This window comes from Candidatus Pristimantibacillus lignocellulolyticus, assembly GCA_023639215.1.
Lineage (GTDB): Bacteria > Bacillota > Bacilli > Paenibacillales > Paenibacillaceae > Pristimantibacillus > Pristimantibacillus lignocellulolyticus.
Genome location: CP097899.1, coordinates 5,160,166 through 5,177,345, shown reverse-complemented (window position 1 = coordinate 5,177,345; position 17,180 = coordinate 5,160,166). Strand labels below are relative to the sequence as shown.

Sequence of the window (17,180 nt, the reverse complement as noted above, 5' to 3'; positions counted from 1 at the left end):
TATGTGGCGTCAGCTTCTGTTATATAGACGAAACAGATTGCAAACAATGGATGGATTTCAGAAATTATTAACGGTCATTCTCATTGTAATCTCCATTTTTATGTTATTACCTATCGTGTATATATTCAATCATGCTTTTAAGCCATACCATGAGTTGTTCGTGTATCCACCAACTTTTATCGTGAAAGAGCCTTCCCTGCAAAATTTCAATGAGCTTCTTTCTGTTACAGCAAGGTCAACGGTTCCTATGATTCGTTACATTTTTAACAGTGTATTTGTATCGGTAGCATCCGTTGTGCTAGTAACGATAGTTAGTGCATTATGCGCGTATCCTTTAGCTAAGCATAAGTTTCCTGGGGCAACATTTGTGTTTAGTAGCATTCTTTTGACTTTAATGTTTGCACCAGAAGTTGTACAAATTCCAAGATATTTGGTCGTAAGTCAATTAGGCATTATGAATACTTATTTTGCACATTTACTTCCAATGATGGCGATGCCCGTTGGTGTGTTTTTACTAAAGCAATTTATGGATCAGATTCCTGATGCGTTATTAGAGGCCGCTAGAATAGATGGTGCAAATGAGTTTACGGTGTTTTTACGAGTGGTGATCCCTGTTTGTATGCCAGCTGTTGCGACAGTAGCGATATTAGCATTTCAAAATTCGTGGGCTAATATTGAAACTTCATCGTTATTCATGCTTGATGATGAGATGAAGAGTTTTGCTTTCTTCTTATCGACGTTAACTAATAATTTGGGCAACAATGTTGCAATGCAAGGTGCAGCAGCGGTTGCATCACTTATTATGTTTATTCCTAATCTAATTGTATTTGTAATTTTACAAAGTAAGGTTATTACGACTATGGCACATTCAGGTATTAAGTAGAGATAGGGGGAGGTCAGATGCATAAGCAACTGCGGCGGTACCTAATACTGCCACTGTTACTATTGATAATATTAGTGAACGCAATTCTGCAGCCTCAGATTGCTTTGGCGGATGTACCTTATAAAACGTATTATAAGGACAATTATGGTCAACATTATCAAATTCAAGCAGCGTATACACCAACAGCAATGATCGGTTCACAATTATTTATTGAAGTAAATGGAGAAGAGCAATACTCACCATTTGTCCAACCGCAGGATTTATTTATTGACCAAGACGATCAAATGTACATTGCGGATACAAACAATAATCGAATTGTTCATTTGAATGAACTCGGAGAATTAGTTCGAATTCTTGAATTTCCAGATAATCCACTAAATCATCCTCAAGGTGTATTTATAACAGATAAAGGTGACATCTATATTGCCGATACTGGTAATCAGCGAATATTGAAGTTGAACAATGAAGGAACAATAGTTGCGGAATTCAGTAAGCCAGAGAGTCCACTTATTCCAGACAATTTCAAATATGATCCTATTAAACTTGTTGTTGATAAAAGAGGATTTCTTTATATTGCTACATTGGGTGGTTATCAGGGGCTGTTACAGCTAGATCCTGACGGTAATTTTCAAGGTTTTTTTGGTGCAAATAAAACGAGCTTTTCTGTAGTGGATAGCATTAAAAGATTACTTTACAGTCGTGAAATGTATGAGCGCGAGATTAGCAAATTGCCTGGCTCCATTACTAGTGTTGCTTTAGATTCCAATGGATTTGTCTATACGGTAACCAAAGAGGTTAAGCGTGGGCAAGTTAAAAAGTTGAATATAGCTGGACTAGATCAATTAGCAGGAAAAAGCGAGTATTCTAATTCGGATGATGCTAGTACATTTGGTGAAAAAATTCGCTCTAGCGGATATGGTAGAGGCGTAACATCACAACTCAATGATTTAACAGTTGATAAAGATGGAAATATTACGGTGATTGATTCTAAATTAAATGTTGTTAGTCAATATGATAGTAATGGTAATCTACTGTTTTTCTGGGGCGGTGCTAGTCAGGACACGACAAGAAAACTAGGAAATATTAAATTACCTTCTGCTGTCGCTAACGATTCCAAAAATAACTTATACATTTTAGATAGTGAAAATAATGTCATTCAAAAGTTCTCATTATCCGAATTCGGAGAGTATGTTCACAGCGCCAACTCACTAACACAAGATGGGCGATATGTGGACAGTGAACCGTTATGGGAAGAGGTCAATCAACTTAATGCATACTATGCGCCTGCCGTACTCGGGTTAGCTAAAGCTGCTTATAAAAAAGGAGAATATGAGCAAGCAGAACAATTATTCACTTCCATTGGAGTAGCTCAAGGATATTCTGATTCATTCTGGCAAAACCGCTTGTTGTGGTTTCAAAATCAATTCGGATTATTTATGAATTTAATTATAGTAGCTGTTGCTTCATTAACGCTGTTTCGATATATTGCCCGAAAAAGACAATGGAAGCTTCAATTCCAACTAGCAGATCGATCAGTATTGCTACAGCAGCTCAAGCATATTTTCTATATTGTTCGTCAACCGATTGATGGATTTCATGCCATTCGTTATGAACAAAAAGGCAGTATATTAAGTGGAACGATTGTACTAGTTCTAGCCATAAGTTCATATGCAATTATGTCATCGCAAATTCATTTTTTATTTAATCCTTCGGTAATCGTAAGAGCAGAAGTATTTACACCGATTGTACAATTTGTAGTCATTTGGCTCGGATATGTGATCTCCAATTATTTAATAAGTTCATTGAATCAAGGAGAAGGAAGATTACGTGATGTTTATATTGCAAGTTCATATGCCATGTTCCCGTTTATTATGGTTGGCTTACCGCTTACGTTAATATCTAGAACGATGACGTTGAATGAAGAAGCAATATTTATGTTTTTACAGTATTTCCTCTATGGATGGGTTATTTTACTTGTTTTTTGGAAAGTGCAAGGTATTCACAATTTTAGTGTCGGTGAAACGATTAAAACATTAATTTTAACGATAATAACGATGGCAATATTAGCAATATTAATTTTCCTTATTTTTAGTTTATCAAACGAACTCATTCATTTTGTGTATTCAATCTATCAGGAGGTGGCTATTCGATGATTCAAAAGTATGGAACAACCATTGCAGGCGCAGTAGCCACGCTACTGGTATTAGGAGTATTAGTATGGTTTATTCAATCAGAAGTAGGGAGCGAAACATCCAAATTAAATAACGCAATAGCTAGTGAAATAAGTACAGATGCTTCAGCTCAATTAGAACCTCGTCTACCTGTAGAAACAGATTTTGTCCTTGCAGGAGAAACAGATAATTTGAAACTGTGGGCAGATCAATCGACTGGTCATTTCAAAGTAGAACAAAAAGAGTCAGGTTATATTTGGAGATCATATCCTGATCCCGCTTATTGGGATACCGAAACTTCAACAGGACTGTGGCATTCCAATTTGTTATCTCCTGTCATAATTGAATATATTGATGCTACAAACTCAAAATCTCAAGCAAAACTAACAAACTTGATGGAAGAAAAAGGTGTTATTGAACAATATGAATGGATCTCAGATGGATTTCGAGGTGTCTATCACTTTGTGAATAGTGGATTCAAAATTCCATTTGAAGTGGTGTTAGGAGAGGATTATGTAGAAACGAAAGTGATCGATAGTGGCATTGAGGAAGGGACTTATAGTCTGTTAAATCTAAAGCTATATTCTCAGTTTGGAGCACAACCTTCTATTAATGAAGATGGCTATATATTCATTCCAGATGGTCCTGGAGCACTTATAAAGTTTGATAAGAACAAGAATCAAGACAAATCTATTTATCGAGAGATGGTGTATGGTTCAGATCTATCATTCTACAATGAGGCTACGAATCGTCAAGCGGTTTCCATGCCTGTTTTCGGAATAAAGTCAGGAGAACAATCATTTTTAGCCGTTCTAACTGAAGGGGAACAATATGCTAAAATATTCGCCGCACCAGCGAATGCCCTTGGTCAATCAAATTGGGCAACTGGAGAATGGCAATATAGGATTAAGTTTTTTCAGAGTACAGATCGTGATGGCAATCAAGGATTCTTCACTTATAGCAATGAGCGATTTGAAGCACCGTCTAGAACAACTAGATATTATTTATTGTCTGGTGAGCAAAATGAGTACGCAGATATGGCCACAACATATCGCAACTATTTGATAGAAACTTATGACTTACACAAGCAGCAAAATGTAAGTGATAACATTCCTTTCTATGCTGATCTAGTAGGTGCCGATCTGCAAGAAGGTTTACTTTGGGATGATTATATTACAGGAACAACGACAGACGAAGCCATCAAAATTGTAGATAAACTTTATGAATCTGGAATACAAAATGTAATTGGGATCTATAATGGCTGGCAAAGATGGGGATATAGCTCTTATGGCGAACTTTTTCCTGTCGATAAACGATTAGGTGGCAATGAAGGCATGCAAAAATTCACTGCTCATACGCAAGGGTTAGGTGGGAAAGTATTTCTAGCAGCAAATTATGCTCTTTACAGTAGCAACCGAGGCAACTTCTGGAGTTTAAACGATGGGCTTCGTAATATGGCAGGAACGCTGTTGAAATATGAAGCGAATAATGGTGATGAAATTCCTTATGTTTCTCCACGCTATGCGTTTAAGGAAGTTGCTGAGGATGTAGTGGATTATACTTCTATTGGTGTAGATGGAGTGATGTTTACAGGAGGGATTGGCAATGCTCCGCATACCGATTTCAACACCAATAATAAAGCGAGTAGAGCAGAAGTTATCATTGGACAACAGGATACATTAGCTTCTTTAACAAGTGAAATTGGAGAGTCGGCAGTGGATGAAGCGGCTTTCTATAGTTTAGCTTCTGTGAGTCATATTCACCGACTGGCAGATGATTATTCCTATGATATTTTTGTTGATGAGACAATACCATTTGCACAAATGGCTTTACACGGACTTGTAAAGTACACATCCGAGTGGGGAAATATGCGTAATGAATATCATAATGAATTTTTACGCAGTGTGGAGTACGGGGCTTATCCTGCATACATCTTCTCAGCAGCACCATCAGGAGCTTTCAAAAAAGCATATTCCATTTGGCATTATAGCTTGAATGAAGAGGCTTGGATTGATTCAGCAGCCGAGCAATATAAACGGATGAATGAAGCATTGAAAGATGTTCAGGATCAATTTATTGTACATCATCAGACGTTATCGGAGGGCGTAAAATTAACCGAATATGAAAATGGTAAGAGAATTATCGTCAATTATAATGCCGAAAGTTATGCTTATCACAATATTGTTGTGCCTGCACAGGATTTTGTTGTAGTAAAGGAGGGGAATTAAATGCTAGCAAGAATGAAGAAAACACTACAGCAGAATCGATGGTATCCATTGAATCGAGCAACGAAAACTCGTCGTCCAATCTGGCGAAATACAGCAACACTTCGAAAAATTGAAGGCTCTCTTTTTATTGCTCCATGGATTTTCGGATTTATCGCATTTGTGGCATTTCCCCTAGTGTATTCCCTTTACATGAGTTTTAATCTAGTGAAAATTACGGTTACAGGAGTTCACTCTTCATGGGTTGGCATTCAATACTATCGAGAAATTCTGTTTTCAGATGGCGGATTATTGTATGATGATTTATTTCCGTTTCTAAGAGAAGCATTAGTAATTATTCCGATTATATTAGTATTCTCGTTAATGATAGCTATACTTCTCAATATGAAATTTTATGGTAGAGGTTTATTTCGTGTCATTTTCTTCTTGCCAGTCATATTCTCTTCAGGTCAAATTATTGATGAGTTTATGGAGCAAGGCGAAGGGACATTAACGATTATTTCAGATTTGAAGGTGGATACGTTTCTTCAACAATATCTACCGGAAATGTGGCTCAATCCAGTTCAAAATGTAATTGGTTCGTTTGTATTAGTACTCTGGTATTCGGGTGTACAAATTCTTATCTTCTTAGCAGGAAGACAAACGATATCAGGTAGTGTGTACGAGGCAGCACGTATCGATGGCGCGGATCCGTGGAGCATATTCTGGAAAATCACACTGCCTGGTATGGCACCATTTATTTTCTTAAATATGATCTATACCATTGTTGATCTATTTACGTATCCATCTAATCCGATTATAGGTAAGGTGACCACAGATAACTACGGTTTATCAAGCGCATTAGCTTGGATCTACTTTATGATTGTTCTCTTATTTATTGGAATCGTACTTTTTATATATTCAAGAATTAACCATAAGTTAGCTACACAAAGATAAGATTATAGCTAATGCTTACATGGTGATTTTTCGTTACTAGAGGTTGTTCAAAAAGAACTACTTTGATTACGAAGTCACGCGTTGTAGTTAATTCGTCATCGAATATGGCATGAGAAGCAACGAAAAATTTGGGAGGCCATAGAATGAACAAAGTGAAACAACTATTACTAGGTAAAGAAGTAGATAAAGGATTATTGTTTCGAATTTTAATGTATCTATTGCTTATCGATGTAGCATTTATTTACTTGAAACCGATAATTTATATGATAACAACAATGATCAAAAGCAAGCAGGATTTACTTGATCCAGCAGTAATATGGGTTCCGATGAAGTTATATGCTGGTCATCTTATTGATGCACTCGGAATGCTTGATTACTGGAAGGGATTCACGATAAGTGTTACCGTTGCTAGTTTAAGTGCATTGTTTCAAATTATATCTTGTGCAGTTGCTGGTTATGCCTTTGCGAGACTAGAGTTTCCGTTCAAAAAGTTCTGGTTTGCTGCATTATTATTTACGTTTATCATGCCGCCACAAGTAACGATTCTCCCTTCTATATTAATGTTCAAAGAATTTGGCTGGATTAATACGTATTGGCCACTAATTATTCCTACTTTGTTCGGACATGGTTTGAAAGGAGCATTATTCGTACTCATATTCAGACAGTTCTTCTCAACATTACCGAAAGAAATGGAAGAGGCTGCTCGTATGGATGGAGCAGGTGCCCTGCGAATATTTTTCAAGGTAATGTTACCAATCTCTAGATCAGCAATTATTGTAGTATTTTTATTTTCTTTTGTATGGACATGGAATGATTCCTATTTCCCATCTATGTATATGTTCGGTGCATCCGATGTTCCTTTATCTACAAGTCTATCTAAGTTAAATGCAAAATTAGCGATGGAGGCACAAGAAGGTGGTTTGCGAGCTTTTTTAGAACCTATTAAAATGGCTGCATCATTCTTTATTATATTGCCTTTATTAGTGCTGTACGCTTTTACTCAACGGTGGTTTGTGGAAGGGATTGAACGTACAGGGCTTGTGGAATAGCTCAATTAATAAGTAGTGGGTAGGAAGGTAGTTCATCCTGTTATAGGAAGTGGTGCAAAGTTGGATTCACAGCGTATACTATCGCAGTTTTTCAAGAGAACATGGATCTTCTATATGTTTTCTATTATGCTTCATGGCATTGCTAATATTATTCACGTTCAATTTCCTCATGTATTAGGAAAATTTACAGATGAACTGCAACTAGGTCAACTATCATGGGATGCTGTCTATCGATATGGTTGGTTATTATTTTTAATTGGTGCTGGGTTTGCTGTATTAGGGGGAATTGGACAATATTTGGTCATGTATACAGGTCGACTTTTTGAGTATTTAAATAGAAAACGACTGTACATTCATTTTCTTGAATTAAGTGAAAAGTTTTATTCTAACAATGGAGTCGGCAAACTATTAAGTTATTTTATGAACGATATTACAGCTGTTCGCGAATCAATCTCGATGGGCGTCAATCAAACAGCCAACTCATCGATGTTACTAATCTCGACGATTGTTATGTTGTTACTCTCAGATGTTCCTTTCTATTTGGTAGTGGCAAGTATCACCCCACTTTTGTTAATCCCAGTCATTGTCGTTTGGGTGGGACCTATTATTAAGAAACGTTCGTTAAAGGTGCAAGAAGCACTTAGCGCAATGACTGCCTCTGCAGAAGAACAATTTGCTGGTATTCGAGTAACTAAGAAATTTGCAGTCGAATCTGTTATGAATAACCGTTTCGGTGAAACAGTAGATGCTATTAAGGAAAATCAACTTCGCTTAGTGCGAGTTTCTTCACTTTTTCAAGCAATCATCCCTTTTCTAGGTTCAGTATCTCTTATCGTGGCTATTGTATTCGGTGGCTATTTAACGATTGAAGGAAGAATTACATTAGGTAGTTTCGTAGCTTTAACTTTGTATGTTCGCATGCTAATGAATCCTCTTCAGCAAATTGGAAATGTCATTAATACTGTTCAGAGAGCAAGAGCGTCTCTAGAGAGATTAAATGATTTATTAAGTCAAAAACCAGAAATTGTTGAATCTAGCCAAGCTATTGATCTTCCTTCTGAGAAAATCAATATTTACATTCAGGATCTATCATTTAGCTATGAAAAAGATTGGAATGGCGAAGAGGGACGAAGAGCGCTCAGTCATATTTCATTCACAATACCAGAAGGTACAACAGTTGGCGTTATTGGGCGTACAGGAAGCGGAAAAACTACGCTAATGAAGTTATTATTGCGATTATATGATCCACCGGCGGACACCATTTTATATGATCATCATGATGTTAGACAGTTAACGCTTGAAAGCTTACGAACCTCCATCGCATATGTACCACAAGATGGTTTCTTATTTAGTTCTACGATACGTGAGAATATCGCCTTTTTTAAGCGAGATATAGACGAGGAGAAAGTGTTATGGGCAGCGCAAGAGGCGCGAATTTATGACAATGTTATTGAGTTACCCGATCAATTTGACACTAAGCTAGGAGAGCGGGGAGTAACGTTATCTGGTGGGCAACGACAAAGAACAAGTTTGGCAAGAGGTATTATCAAAGAAGCACCTATCCTAATACTTGATGATAGTGTGAGCGCTGTAGATGCAGTAACAGAAAGTGAAATTTTGAACAATATTAAGCAAATACGGCAAGGGAAAACTACGATTATTATAGCCAATAGAGTGAGCGCATTAAAACAAGCAGATGATATTATCGTGCTGGATGGAGGGGAAATTGTTCAGCAGGGTAGACATGAACAACTATTAGAAGAAGAAGGACTCTATCGTAAGTTGTTTGAACTACAGGAGGAGGGAACAAGAGCCTAATGGCACAAGCGATAAACAATTGGCAAATGGATCAAAAGGCAGATTTAAATGCGCCAAAAGAAAAGCCAAAATACATCTCAACCTTTCGAGCTTTATCTGGATATATGTTAGAGCATAAATACACATTTTTAGCTTTTATCATCTGTACATTGATTGCTATTGGCGGCGAGTTACTACAACCTTATTTGCTCAAACTTGTTATCGATGATAATTTGATGTTAGGTAAAAACGATTATAGCGGTTTACTTACTATTGGTGGAATATATTTAGCATTATCAGTCATTAGCTTGGTGTTCACCTATTTACAAAATAATTTATTGCAAAAAGCAGGTCAAAGTATTGTCGCAAGTATTCGCAAACGGTTGTTTGACCATATATCTAAGCAATCCATGTCTTATTTTGACCGTGTACCAAGCGGTAGTTTAATTACACATGTATCGAGCGATACGGAGGCTGTTAATCAATTTTTCCAGCAGGTTGTTCTCAGTATATTTAGAGATGGATTTACGCTAATCTTCATTTTAGTTCTTATGTTTCAATTAGACGTTAGTTTGACGTTGTACTGCTTAATATTATTACCAGTGATTGCATGTATAGCGATAGCATTCCGATCCTATATGCGAACGACGTATCAATTAGCTAGAACGAGATTATCTCGTTTAGTTTCTTTTGCTGCAGAGAACTTGGCAGGTATGCCATTAATTCAAGTATTTCATCAACAAAAAGAGCAAAGTAATCAATTTCACGAAAAAAATGATTCCTATTTTCGTGCTAATCTTAGAGAAATTCGGACGAATGTACTGTTTAATCGTTCGTTTGAAATACTTAATAATATTGCTATTGCTTGTATTGTATGGTTTGGTGGTCGAGCTGTATTAGGGCAAACATTAGAATTCGGTGTGTTATATGCGTTTATTACATATATCCGCTTATTTTTCCAACCAATTAATACAATTACACAACAATGGAATACACTGCAAGCTGCTACTGTCGCCATTCAACGGATTTGGACATTGTTAGCGATTGAACCTGATGTGAAGGATAACGTAGATGCGAAAGAACTTTCTTTATCTAAAGTAAAAGGAGCAATTAACTTTAATTGTGTTAAGTTCGCTTATGGAGAAGGTGAACCCGTTATAAAAAGTTTAAACCTTAACATTAAACCTGGTGAGATGATTGGTATTGTTGGAACGACTGGAGCGGGAAAAAGTTCACTTATTAGTCTATTATGCCGATTTTATGATGTGAATGAAGGTGATATTACGATTGATGGTCATTCCATCAAACAATTACAGCAGTTACAATTACATCGCATGATCGGCCTAGTACAGCAGGAACCATATCTCTTTACAGGAAGCGTATTGGATAACGTCCGGTTATTTGATCCATCCATTACACGAGAACAAGTTATAGAAGCATGCCGTTTTATCGGGGCTGATACGATTATCGATCGCATGAAGGAAGGTTATGATACGGGGCTTTCTGAAAGGGGAAGTGGATTGTCCGCAGGTGAACGACAATTAATATCATTTGCACGTATTATTGTGTTCCAACCTCGTATTCTCATTTTGGATGAAGCGACTGCAAATTTAGATTCACAAACAGAACAACTAATTAGTAAAGCACTTGATATCGTATCTAAGGGACGTACGACGATTATTATAGCTCATCGCTTATCTACTGTAATGGGGGCTGATCGAATCATCGTTATGAGACAAGGGGCGATTGTAGAAGAAGGAACACACTTGGAATTAATGCAACTCGAAGGTTATTACCAAGAAATGTATTTGTATACTCAAGGAATGACTAACGAGATGATCACTATTTAATTATTTTATTGTTATAAATGAGTTGGCGGATTAACTTTTTTAATGTGGAGGTTTCTCATGAGTTCATTGAACTTTTGAGAAGTCTTTTTTGTTCTTTAGAAAAACTTTACTATTTCTTTCTATTCTCTTAGTTTCCCTTCTTTATACTAGCGATAGATAAATAGATGGGAGAGATCAAGATGAATAGATTAAAGGTTGTTGTCCTTTTTGGCGGTATGTCCACGGAGTATCAGGTGTCGTTACAGTCTGCGGCAGCTGTCATCGACAATATAGCTTACGACAAGTATGAAGTAATGTGCATCGGTATTACAGAGGAAGGGAAGTGGCTCCACTATGTAGGTGACATCCAGCGTATCCGAGATGATAGCTGGCATCAGGTAGAGTCATGCCGTGCGGCAATTTTTAATGTTGATCGAAGTCAACCAGGGATTATGTTGTTGGGAGAAGATGGGCGATATCAGCATATTCATGTGGATTGCGTGTTCCCGGTTTTACATGGCAAGAACGGAGAAGATGGTACCGTACAGGGGTTGTTGCAGTTATCAGGAATTCCATATGTAGGTTGTGATACAAAATCATCCGCCGTGTCGATGGACAAAGTATTCGCTCAGGATCTTGTGAAGAGTGCGGGAATCGCGACGACGGATTATTTCTATGTGACGAAATACACTTATGACGATAAGAGAATAGATTCGTTAATTAAGAAGAGCTTTGGTTATCCGATATTCGTAAAGCCATCCAGCTCAGGTTCATCGGTAGGTATTACGAAGGTTTATGATGCGACATCGTTGGATCAGGCAGTTCAGCATGCCTTTAAATTTGATGGGAAAGTAATATGTGAAAAAGAAGTAAGAGGGATTGAAGTAGGCTGTGCAGTCTATGGGAATGTAGAACTTGCGACCGGTGTAATTGGAGAAATCGAACCTAGCCGGGATTTCCTGGATTATGATGATAAGTATTTATTAGGAGAGATTAAGCAGCATGTACCTGCTAGAATAAGTCTGGCGTTATTGGAAGAGGTAAGACAGCGTGGTATGGAGGTATATCGGATACTAGGGTGTATGGGAATGTCTCGTGTCGATTTCTTTATCACGCCAGAGGGCGAGATACTATTTAATGAGATTAATACGATGCCAGGGTTTACGGCATCCAGCCGTTACCCTGCGATGATCGCGGCCGCGGGCATCTCATATAGCGATCTAATTGATCGACTAATCGAGTTAGCAAGGGAGTAGCATGAGATGATAGAGAAGCGGGATCGTGCAATCGATATTGCAAAGCTCGTCATGGCGGTGTTGGTGATCTGCATCCATACAGACCCGTTAGAATCTTATTCCGTCACAGGTAACTTCATTCTGACGAGGGTGATCGCTCGGGTAGCGGTCCCCTTTTTCTTTATGGCTGCTGGGTATTATTTTTGGGGAAAGACAAGATCTACAGCACAAGTATTTAAATATCTGAAGAAGATAGCGTTCCTATATTTGGTATGGAGTGCGATATATACATTAGTGAATGGATATACATGGATGAAGGCAGGATTTACGGCGGAATGGCTGCTGCAATACGGAAAGCAATTCGTCTTTGTCGGGAGTTATTATCATTTATGGTTTCTTCCAGCACTAATGATTGCTATCTCCATCGTCTATTACTTGCAGAAATGGATGCCGCTAACAGCGGTTGTAGGGATATCTCTCGTACTGTATGTGTTCGGGCTTTTGGCAGATTCCTATTATGGACTAGCAACGCAGGTTCCTATATTACAACAAAGTATTGATAGCTATCTCACTCTGTTCGAATACAGTCGAAATGGACTGTTTTTCGGTTTTCCGTATGTCGCTTTAGGTGCATTTTTATCCCAGTCAACACTGCGGATGAAGCTGTCGCAGTCCTTCTGTAAATTTGGTCTGGTCCTATCCGTTTGTTGCTTGATCGTCGAGGCGGCGATACTGCGAAATTGGGAATGGCCAAGACATGACAGCATGTACTTGTTTCTCGTTCCGGTGGTTGTGATAGTATTTTTGCTGATTATGAAGACAGACATGCAAGAAAGACCGTTTTATAAATATACTTCGGATGTAAGCATGCTATTATATCTTATTCATCCCGCCGTGATCCTCGCGGTCAGAGCGATTTCACATCTGATTCCAGTTTTGAAGACAGATAGCTTGATTTATTTTGCAGCGACTCTAACCCTATCATTCACATTATCACATCTTTGGTTAAGGAGGAAACGCAATGTTGCTACGACGAGCTTGGGCCGAAATTAATCTGGATCATGTTGCGTTTAATATTGAACAAATTCGATCGATCCTACCTCCATATACGCAGATTATGGCTGTAATTAAGTCGAATGCTTATGGTCATGGAGATCGTAGAATAGCTCAATTGTTAGTGGAATTAGGCGTTACAAGATTCGCGGTATCCAATTTGGATGAAGCGATCGCGTTAAGGCATTATGGTATTATAGGGGACATCCTCATTCTAGGTGCAACTCCTCCAGAAGGGTTTGGACAGCTCGCAGCATATAAGATTACACAGACTGTTTTTTCACCTGAATACGCAGAGATGCTTAATCAATATGGGCTTGATTATCAATTACGTTTTCAGGTGCACATTAAAATAGATACGGGGATGCATCGAATTGGATTTTCTTATGACGATCTGGATGCGATGAAGAAAATATTTGCGTATCAAGGCATGATCATCAAAGGGGTATTCACACATTTTTCGGTCGCAGATCAATTGAATCTTGCAGATCGACGTTACACGCAGATGCAAGTGGATCGTTTTGATACCTGCTTGTTTCAACTTCGAGATTTTCCATTTGGCATGACACATGCTCAGAATAGTGCAGGGATCGTGAATTATCGTGATTATACTTACGACTTGGTTCGTCCAGGTGTTCTAATGTTCGGGGTTCCTTCGGGGGAAATCCAGCGTGATTTGGAGTTGAAGCCGGCGATGGAGTTGAAGTCAAAGGTAGCTATGGTGAAACAAGTCTCTATAGGGGCTGAAATCGGGTATGGACGGGATTTTACCGCAGAGCGTGATATGCGGATTGCTACCATTCCAATAGGATACGGGGATGGTTATCCGCGAAGTGTATCTGGTAAAGGAGCTCGTGTTTTGATCAATGGGCAATACGCCCAATTAGTCGGCAAGGTATGTATGGACCAGCTCATGGTGGATGTCACTGACATTGATGATGTACAAGTTGGTGATACTGTAATCCTCGTGGGGGAGGATCAGGGAAAGAGCATTTCTCTTGCATCGTTATCAGAACTAGCCGGTACGATTACGAATGAATTGTTATGTAGAATATCAGCACGTGTTCCTCGCGAATATGTTCAACAGGTGAAGCAAACACAAGAAACACAGGAGCTAGTTAAGTTTGAACATTTCCTTAGAAATTCTTAACTATTTCTTTCTCTTCTCTTAGATTTCGCTCTTTATACTAACTGTATTAAGTTAAATAGGAGCTAATATAAATGATGAATTCGAAATTCGTGACAAGATTATCTGTTGTTTCAGCCATTTTCAGTATACTATTATTAAAACATATGGAAAAACCTTTCATTCATGCCCAGGCAGCTTTGTTAATAGATGCCTATACAGGCGAAGTCTTGTATGAGAAAAATGCGGATGTATCACTCGCAGCTGCTAGCATGTCGAAGATGATGACCGAGTACTTGGTGTTAGAACAACTACATCAAGGTTTGTTGAACTGGGAGGATGAAGTCCAAGTTTCTCTTAAAGCAGAAAAAACAGCAGGGGTACGTATTCAGATGCGTGCTGGGGATCGAGTAACAGTGCAAGATTTATATGCAGCCATGTTAATTCCTTCAGCGAATAATGCCGCAGTGGCTCTAGCTGAACATATAGCAGGGTCGGAAGCACACTTTACCGACAGAATGAATGAAAAAGGTAGAGAGCTTGGATTACTACATTCTAATTTTATTAATGCAACGGGTTTAACTGAAGGAGATCGGGCTACTCAAATGACGGCTAAGGACCTTGCTAAGTTGGCACAAGCGTTGCTGCGAGATTTTCCTGGTGTGCTTGAAATGACGAGTCAACCTACGTATACATTGGAGTTCAGCGGTGAACAGATTGAGAGTACGAATCACATGTTATTGAAACCAGATTTAGCGATGGAAGGGTTAGACGGATTAAAGACGGGATATACGAAAAAAGCAGGGTACTGCTTCACAGGCACAGCATCCAGAGAGGGTCGCCGTCTAATATCTGTCGTAATGGGAACGAGCAAGTCAGATGCGCGATTTATCGAAACACAGAAGTTATTCACCTTGGGATTTGACTCTGATTACATTCCATCTCTCGGTGCTATAATAGTAAAAGCAAAGAGTTAAAGGAGTAGTGGGTATGAGTACAACGATATTAATTGTCGACGATGATAAAGAAATCGCAGAACTGATCGAAGTCTATTTGCGCAATGAAGGTTATACCATTCTCAAAGCACATGATGGCGAAGAGGCCCAACAGAAGATGGAGAATCTGTCGGTAAACTTACTCATTCTTGACATTATGATGCCTAAGATGGACGGGATGGAATTGTGCAGACGGGTGCGCAAGACAAGTGACATTCCGATTCTGATGCTGAGTGCGAAAGCAGAAGATATGGACAAGATTCTTGGCTTAATGACGGGTGCAGATGATTACATGATTAAGCCATTCAATCCCTTGGAATTAACGGCACGAGTAAAGGCACTGATGCGTAGAGCGAATTATCAGCAAGCTGTAGAGACCAAAGGAAACTCGATCTATGTTCAATCGCTAGAAATTAATAAAGAGAGCCATACCGTACTAGTTGACGGTACCATAGTGAAGCTAACGTCACTTGAATTCGATATTTTGTACTTGCTCGCAAGTCATCGCGGACGAGTATTTAGTTCAGAAGAAATTTTTGAGCGTGTGTGGAATGAATTCGGGGGAGGATCGAACAAAACGGTGATGGTGCATATTAGTAATCTACGCGACAAGATAGAAGCTGTGGCACCGGGAGAGACCTTCATTCAGACCGTATGGGGGGTTGGCTATAAAATTGAAAATTAATCTGATATCCGTCCTTCGTCATATCTCTGCCTTTAGAATTATTGTGTATATAGTATTATCGATGATTTTTGCAGTAGTTATGGTGAATGTTTTAGTTTATTCTTATGATGAGTTCGCTATCACTATTTTTATTGTGGATTCGGTACTTCAATTAATTCCGAGAAGTTTAATCTATCCCATTTTTTTATTAGTCATGATTGGTTTGTGTCTTGCACTCTTCTATCGCCATGAGAAAAAACGATATGTTGTCATTAGAATACGTCGTATGATCGAGGAAGTACGGCATATTGCCACAGGGAATTTCCATCAACAAGTTGAAGTGGTGGACAATTACGAGTTAGGTACACTCGCTAAAAATATTAACAATATCGTAGTTCAGGCACAGAAATCGATGGAAGAGGAACGCATGGCTGAGAAGATCAAAAATGATCTCGTAACTAATGTATCCCATGATTTACGAACACCATTGACCTCGATTATCGGTTATCTCAATCTTATCAATGAAGATAAATATCGGGATGAGGTGGAGTTAAGGTATTACACACAAATTCTGCATGATAAAGTAAAACGTCTGCACGAACTCATTAATGACCTGTTTGAATTTACTCGAATGCAAAATAAGGGGATGACGTTGCATAAAGAGCCGATTAACTTGGCGGAAATGCTCGATCAACTTGAGGTACAGTTCCGCCTGCAGCTCCAACAAGCGGGAATGGAATGTCGGCAACATCATAACGGGAGTCATCCCATTGTTCTGGCAGATGGACGGAAGCTGGTCCGTGTGTTCGAGAACATCATTGCAAATGCAATCACCTACGGCAAAGAAGGTAAATATATTGATATCAATCTCCAAGTTACCGAACAAGCGGTGTGCGTAGAAATCACCAATTACGGAGAAGGAATCCCTACGATTGATCTTCCTCATATTTTTGAACGGTTCTATAGAGTAGAGAAATCTAGATCTGATTATTCAGGTGGCTCAGGATTGGGGCTAGCGATTGCGAAAAGCATTATGGATCTTCATGAAGGTAATATTCATGTACGTAGTGAGCTGGAAAGCACGACATTTCGCGTGATCCTCCAAAAATAGGAATTGAATGAAGAGATTTTTCAATATTAAAAACAAATATGAATACAATTATAGCGATTTCCTGAAAGAGGAAACTCGCTTTTTTTGGTATTATGGGTTTTAATCT

The 17,180-nt window shown here is 38.6% G+C and carries 13 protein-coding genes; all 13 read left to right on the top strand.

Annotated elements, in window-relative coordinates:
* Position 1: 1 nt before the first annotated feature.
* The 13 genes from NAG76_22755 (at position 2) to NAG76_22695 (ending at position 17,074) form a co-directional block, all read left to right on the top strand.
* Positions 2–883, top strand: coding sequence for a carbohydrate ABC transporter permease (locus NAG76_22755; GenBank protein ID URN94601.1), 882 nt, complete (start codon positions 2–4; stop codon positions 881–883).
* 17 nt (positions 884–900) lie between these two features.
* Positions 901–3,036, top strand: coding sequence for a nuclease PIN (locus NAG76_22750; GenBank protein URN94600.1), 2,136 nt, complete (start codon positions 901–903; stop codon positions 3,034–3,036).
* Positions 3,033–5,282, top strand: coding sequence for a DUF5696 domain-containing protein (locus NAG76_22745; GenBank protein URN94599.1), 2,250 nt, complete (start codon positions 3,033–3,035; stop codon positions 5,280–5,282). The genes NAG76_22750 and NAG76_22745 overlap by 4 nt, the downstream gene beginning before the upstream one ends.
* A complete protein-coding gene (locus tag NAG76_22740; GenBank protein ID URN94598.1) occupies positions 5,283–6,215 on the top strand; it encodes a sugar ABC transporter permease in 933 nt (310 codons plus the stop codon). It begins immediately after the preceding gene.
* Positions 6,216–6,358: 143 nt separating this feature from the next.
* Complete coding sequence (locus NAG76_22735) at positions 6,359–7,264, top strand: carbohydrate ABC transporter permease (GenBank protein ID URN94597.1); 906 nt, start codon at positions 6,359–6,361, stop codon at positions 7,262–7,264.
* Positions 7,265–7,324: 60 nt separating this feature from the next.
* On the top strand, positions 7,325–9,082 hold the full coding sequence (locus NAG76_22730) for an ABC transporter ATP-binding protein/permease (GenBank protein URN94596.1): 1,758 nt from the start codon (positions 7,325–7,327) through the stop codon (positions 9,080–9,082).
* Positions 9,082–10,911, top strand: coding sequence for an ABC transporter ATP-binding protein/permease (locus tag NAG76_22725; GenBank protein URN94595.1), 1,830 nt, complete (start codon positions 9,082–9,084; stop codon positions 10,909–10,911). The genes NAG76_22730 and NAG76_22725 overlap by 1 nt, the downstream gene beginning before the upstream one ends.
* Before the next feature lie 179 nt (positions 10,912–11,090).
* Positions 11,091–12,146, top strand: a complete 1,056-nt coding sequence (locus tag NAG76_22720) for a D-alanine--D-alanine ligase (protein ID URN94594.1) — start codon at positions 11,091–11,093, stop codon at positions 12,144–12,146.
* Positions 12,147–12,152: 6 nt separating this feature from the next.
* Complete coding sequence (locus tag NAG76_22715; GenBank protein ID URN94593.1) at positions 12,153–13,178, top strand: acyltransferase family protein; 1,026 nt, start codon at positions 12,153–12,155, stop codon at positions 13,176–13,178.
* Positions 13,147–14,328: an alanine racemase gene (gene alr, locus NAG76_22710; GenBank protein ID URN94592.1), complete on the top strand. Its 1,182-nt coding sequence runs from the start codon at positions 13,147–13,149 to the stop codon at positions 14,326–14,328. The genes NAG76_22715 and alr overlap by 32 nt, the downstream gene beginning before the upstream one ends.
* Positions 14,329–14,399: 71 nt before the next feature.
* Entirely contained in the window at positions 14,400–15,281 is an 882-nt protein-coding gene (locus NAG76_22705; GenBank protein URN94591.1) for a D-alanyl-D-alanine carboxypeptidase, read from the top strand.
* 13 nt (positions 15,282–15,294) lie between these two features.
* A complete protein-coding gene (locus NAG76_22700; GenBank protein URN94590.1) occupies positions 15,295–15,984 on the top strand; it encodes a response regulator transcription factor in 690 nt (229 codons plus the stop codon).
* Positions 15,974–17,074 carry an ATP-binding protein gene (locus NAG76_22695; protein ID URN94589.1) on the top strand — a complete coding sequence of 367 codons (1,101 nt, stop codon included), beginning with the start codon at positions 15,974–15,976 and terminating at the stop codon, positions 17,072–17,074. The genes NAG76_22700 and NAG76_22695 overlap by 11 nt, the downstream gene beginning before the upstream one ends.
* The last annotated feature ends 106 nt before the right edge of the window (positions 17,075–17,180 follow it).

Excerpts from the sequence above, each read along its gene's own strand:
- NAG76_22755 (URN94601.1), top strand. The coding sequence starts at position 2 with ATGTGGCGTCAGCTTCTGTTATATAGACGAAACAGATTGCAAACAATG.
- NAG76_22750 (URN94600.1), top strand. The coding sequence starts at position 901 with ATGCATAAGCAACTGCGGCGGTACCTAATACTGCCACTGTTACTATTG.
- NAG76_22745 (URN94599.1), top strand. The coding sequence starts at position 3,033 with ATGATTCAAAAGTATGGAACAACCATTGCAGGCGCAGTAGCCACGCTA.
- NAG76_22740 (URN94598.1), top strand. The coding sequence starts at position 5,283 with ATGCTAGCAAGAATGAAGAAAACACTACAGCAGAATCGATGGTATCCA.
- NAG76_22735 (URN94597.1), top strand. The coding sequence starts at position 6,359 with ATGAACAAAGTGAAACAACTATTACTAGGTAAAGAAGTAGATAAAGGA.
- NAG76_22725 (URN94595.1), top strand. The coding sequence starts at position 9,082 with ATGGCACAAGCGATAAACAATTGGCAAATGGATCAAAAGGCAGATTTA.
- NAG76_22720 (URN94594.1), top strand. The coding sequence starts at position 11,091 with ATGAATAGATTAAAGGTTGTTGTCCTTTTTGGCGGTATGTCCACGGAG.
- NAG76_22715 (URN94593.1), top strand. The coding sequence starts at position 12,153 with ATGATAGAGAAGCGGGATCGTGCAATCGATATTGCAAAGCTCGTCATG.
- alr (URN94592.1), top strand. The coding sequence starts at position 13,147 with ATGTTGCTACGACGAGCTTGGGCCGAAATTAATCTGGATCATGTTGCG.
- NAG76_22705 (URN94591.1), top strand. The coding sequence starts at position 14,400 with ATGATGAATTCGAAATTCGTGACAAGATTATCTGTTGTTTCAGCCATT.
- NAG76_22700 (URN94590.1), top strand. The coding sequence starts at position 15,295 with ATGAGTACAACGATATTAATTGTCGACGATGATAAAGAAATCGCAGAA.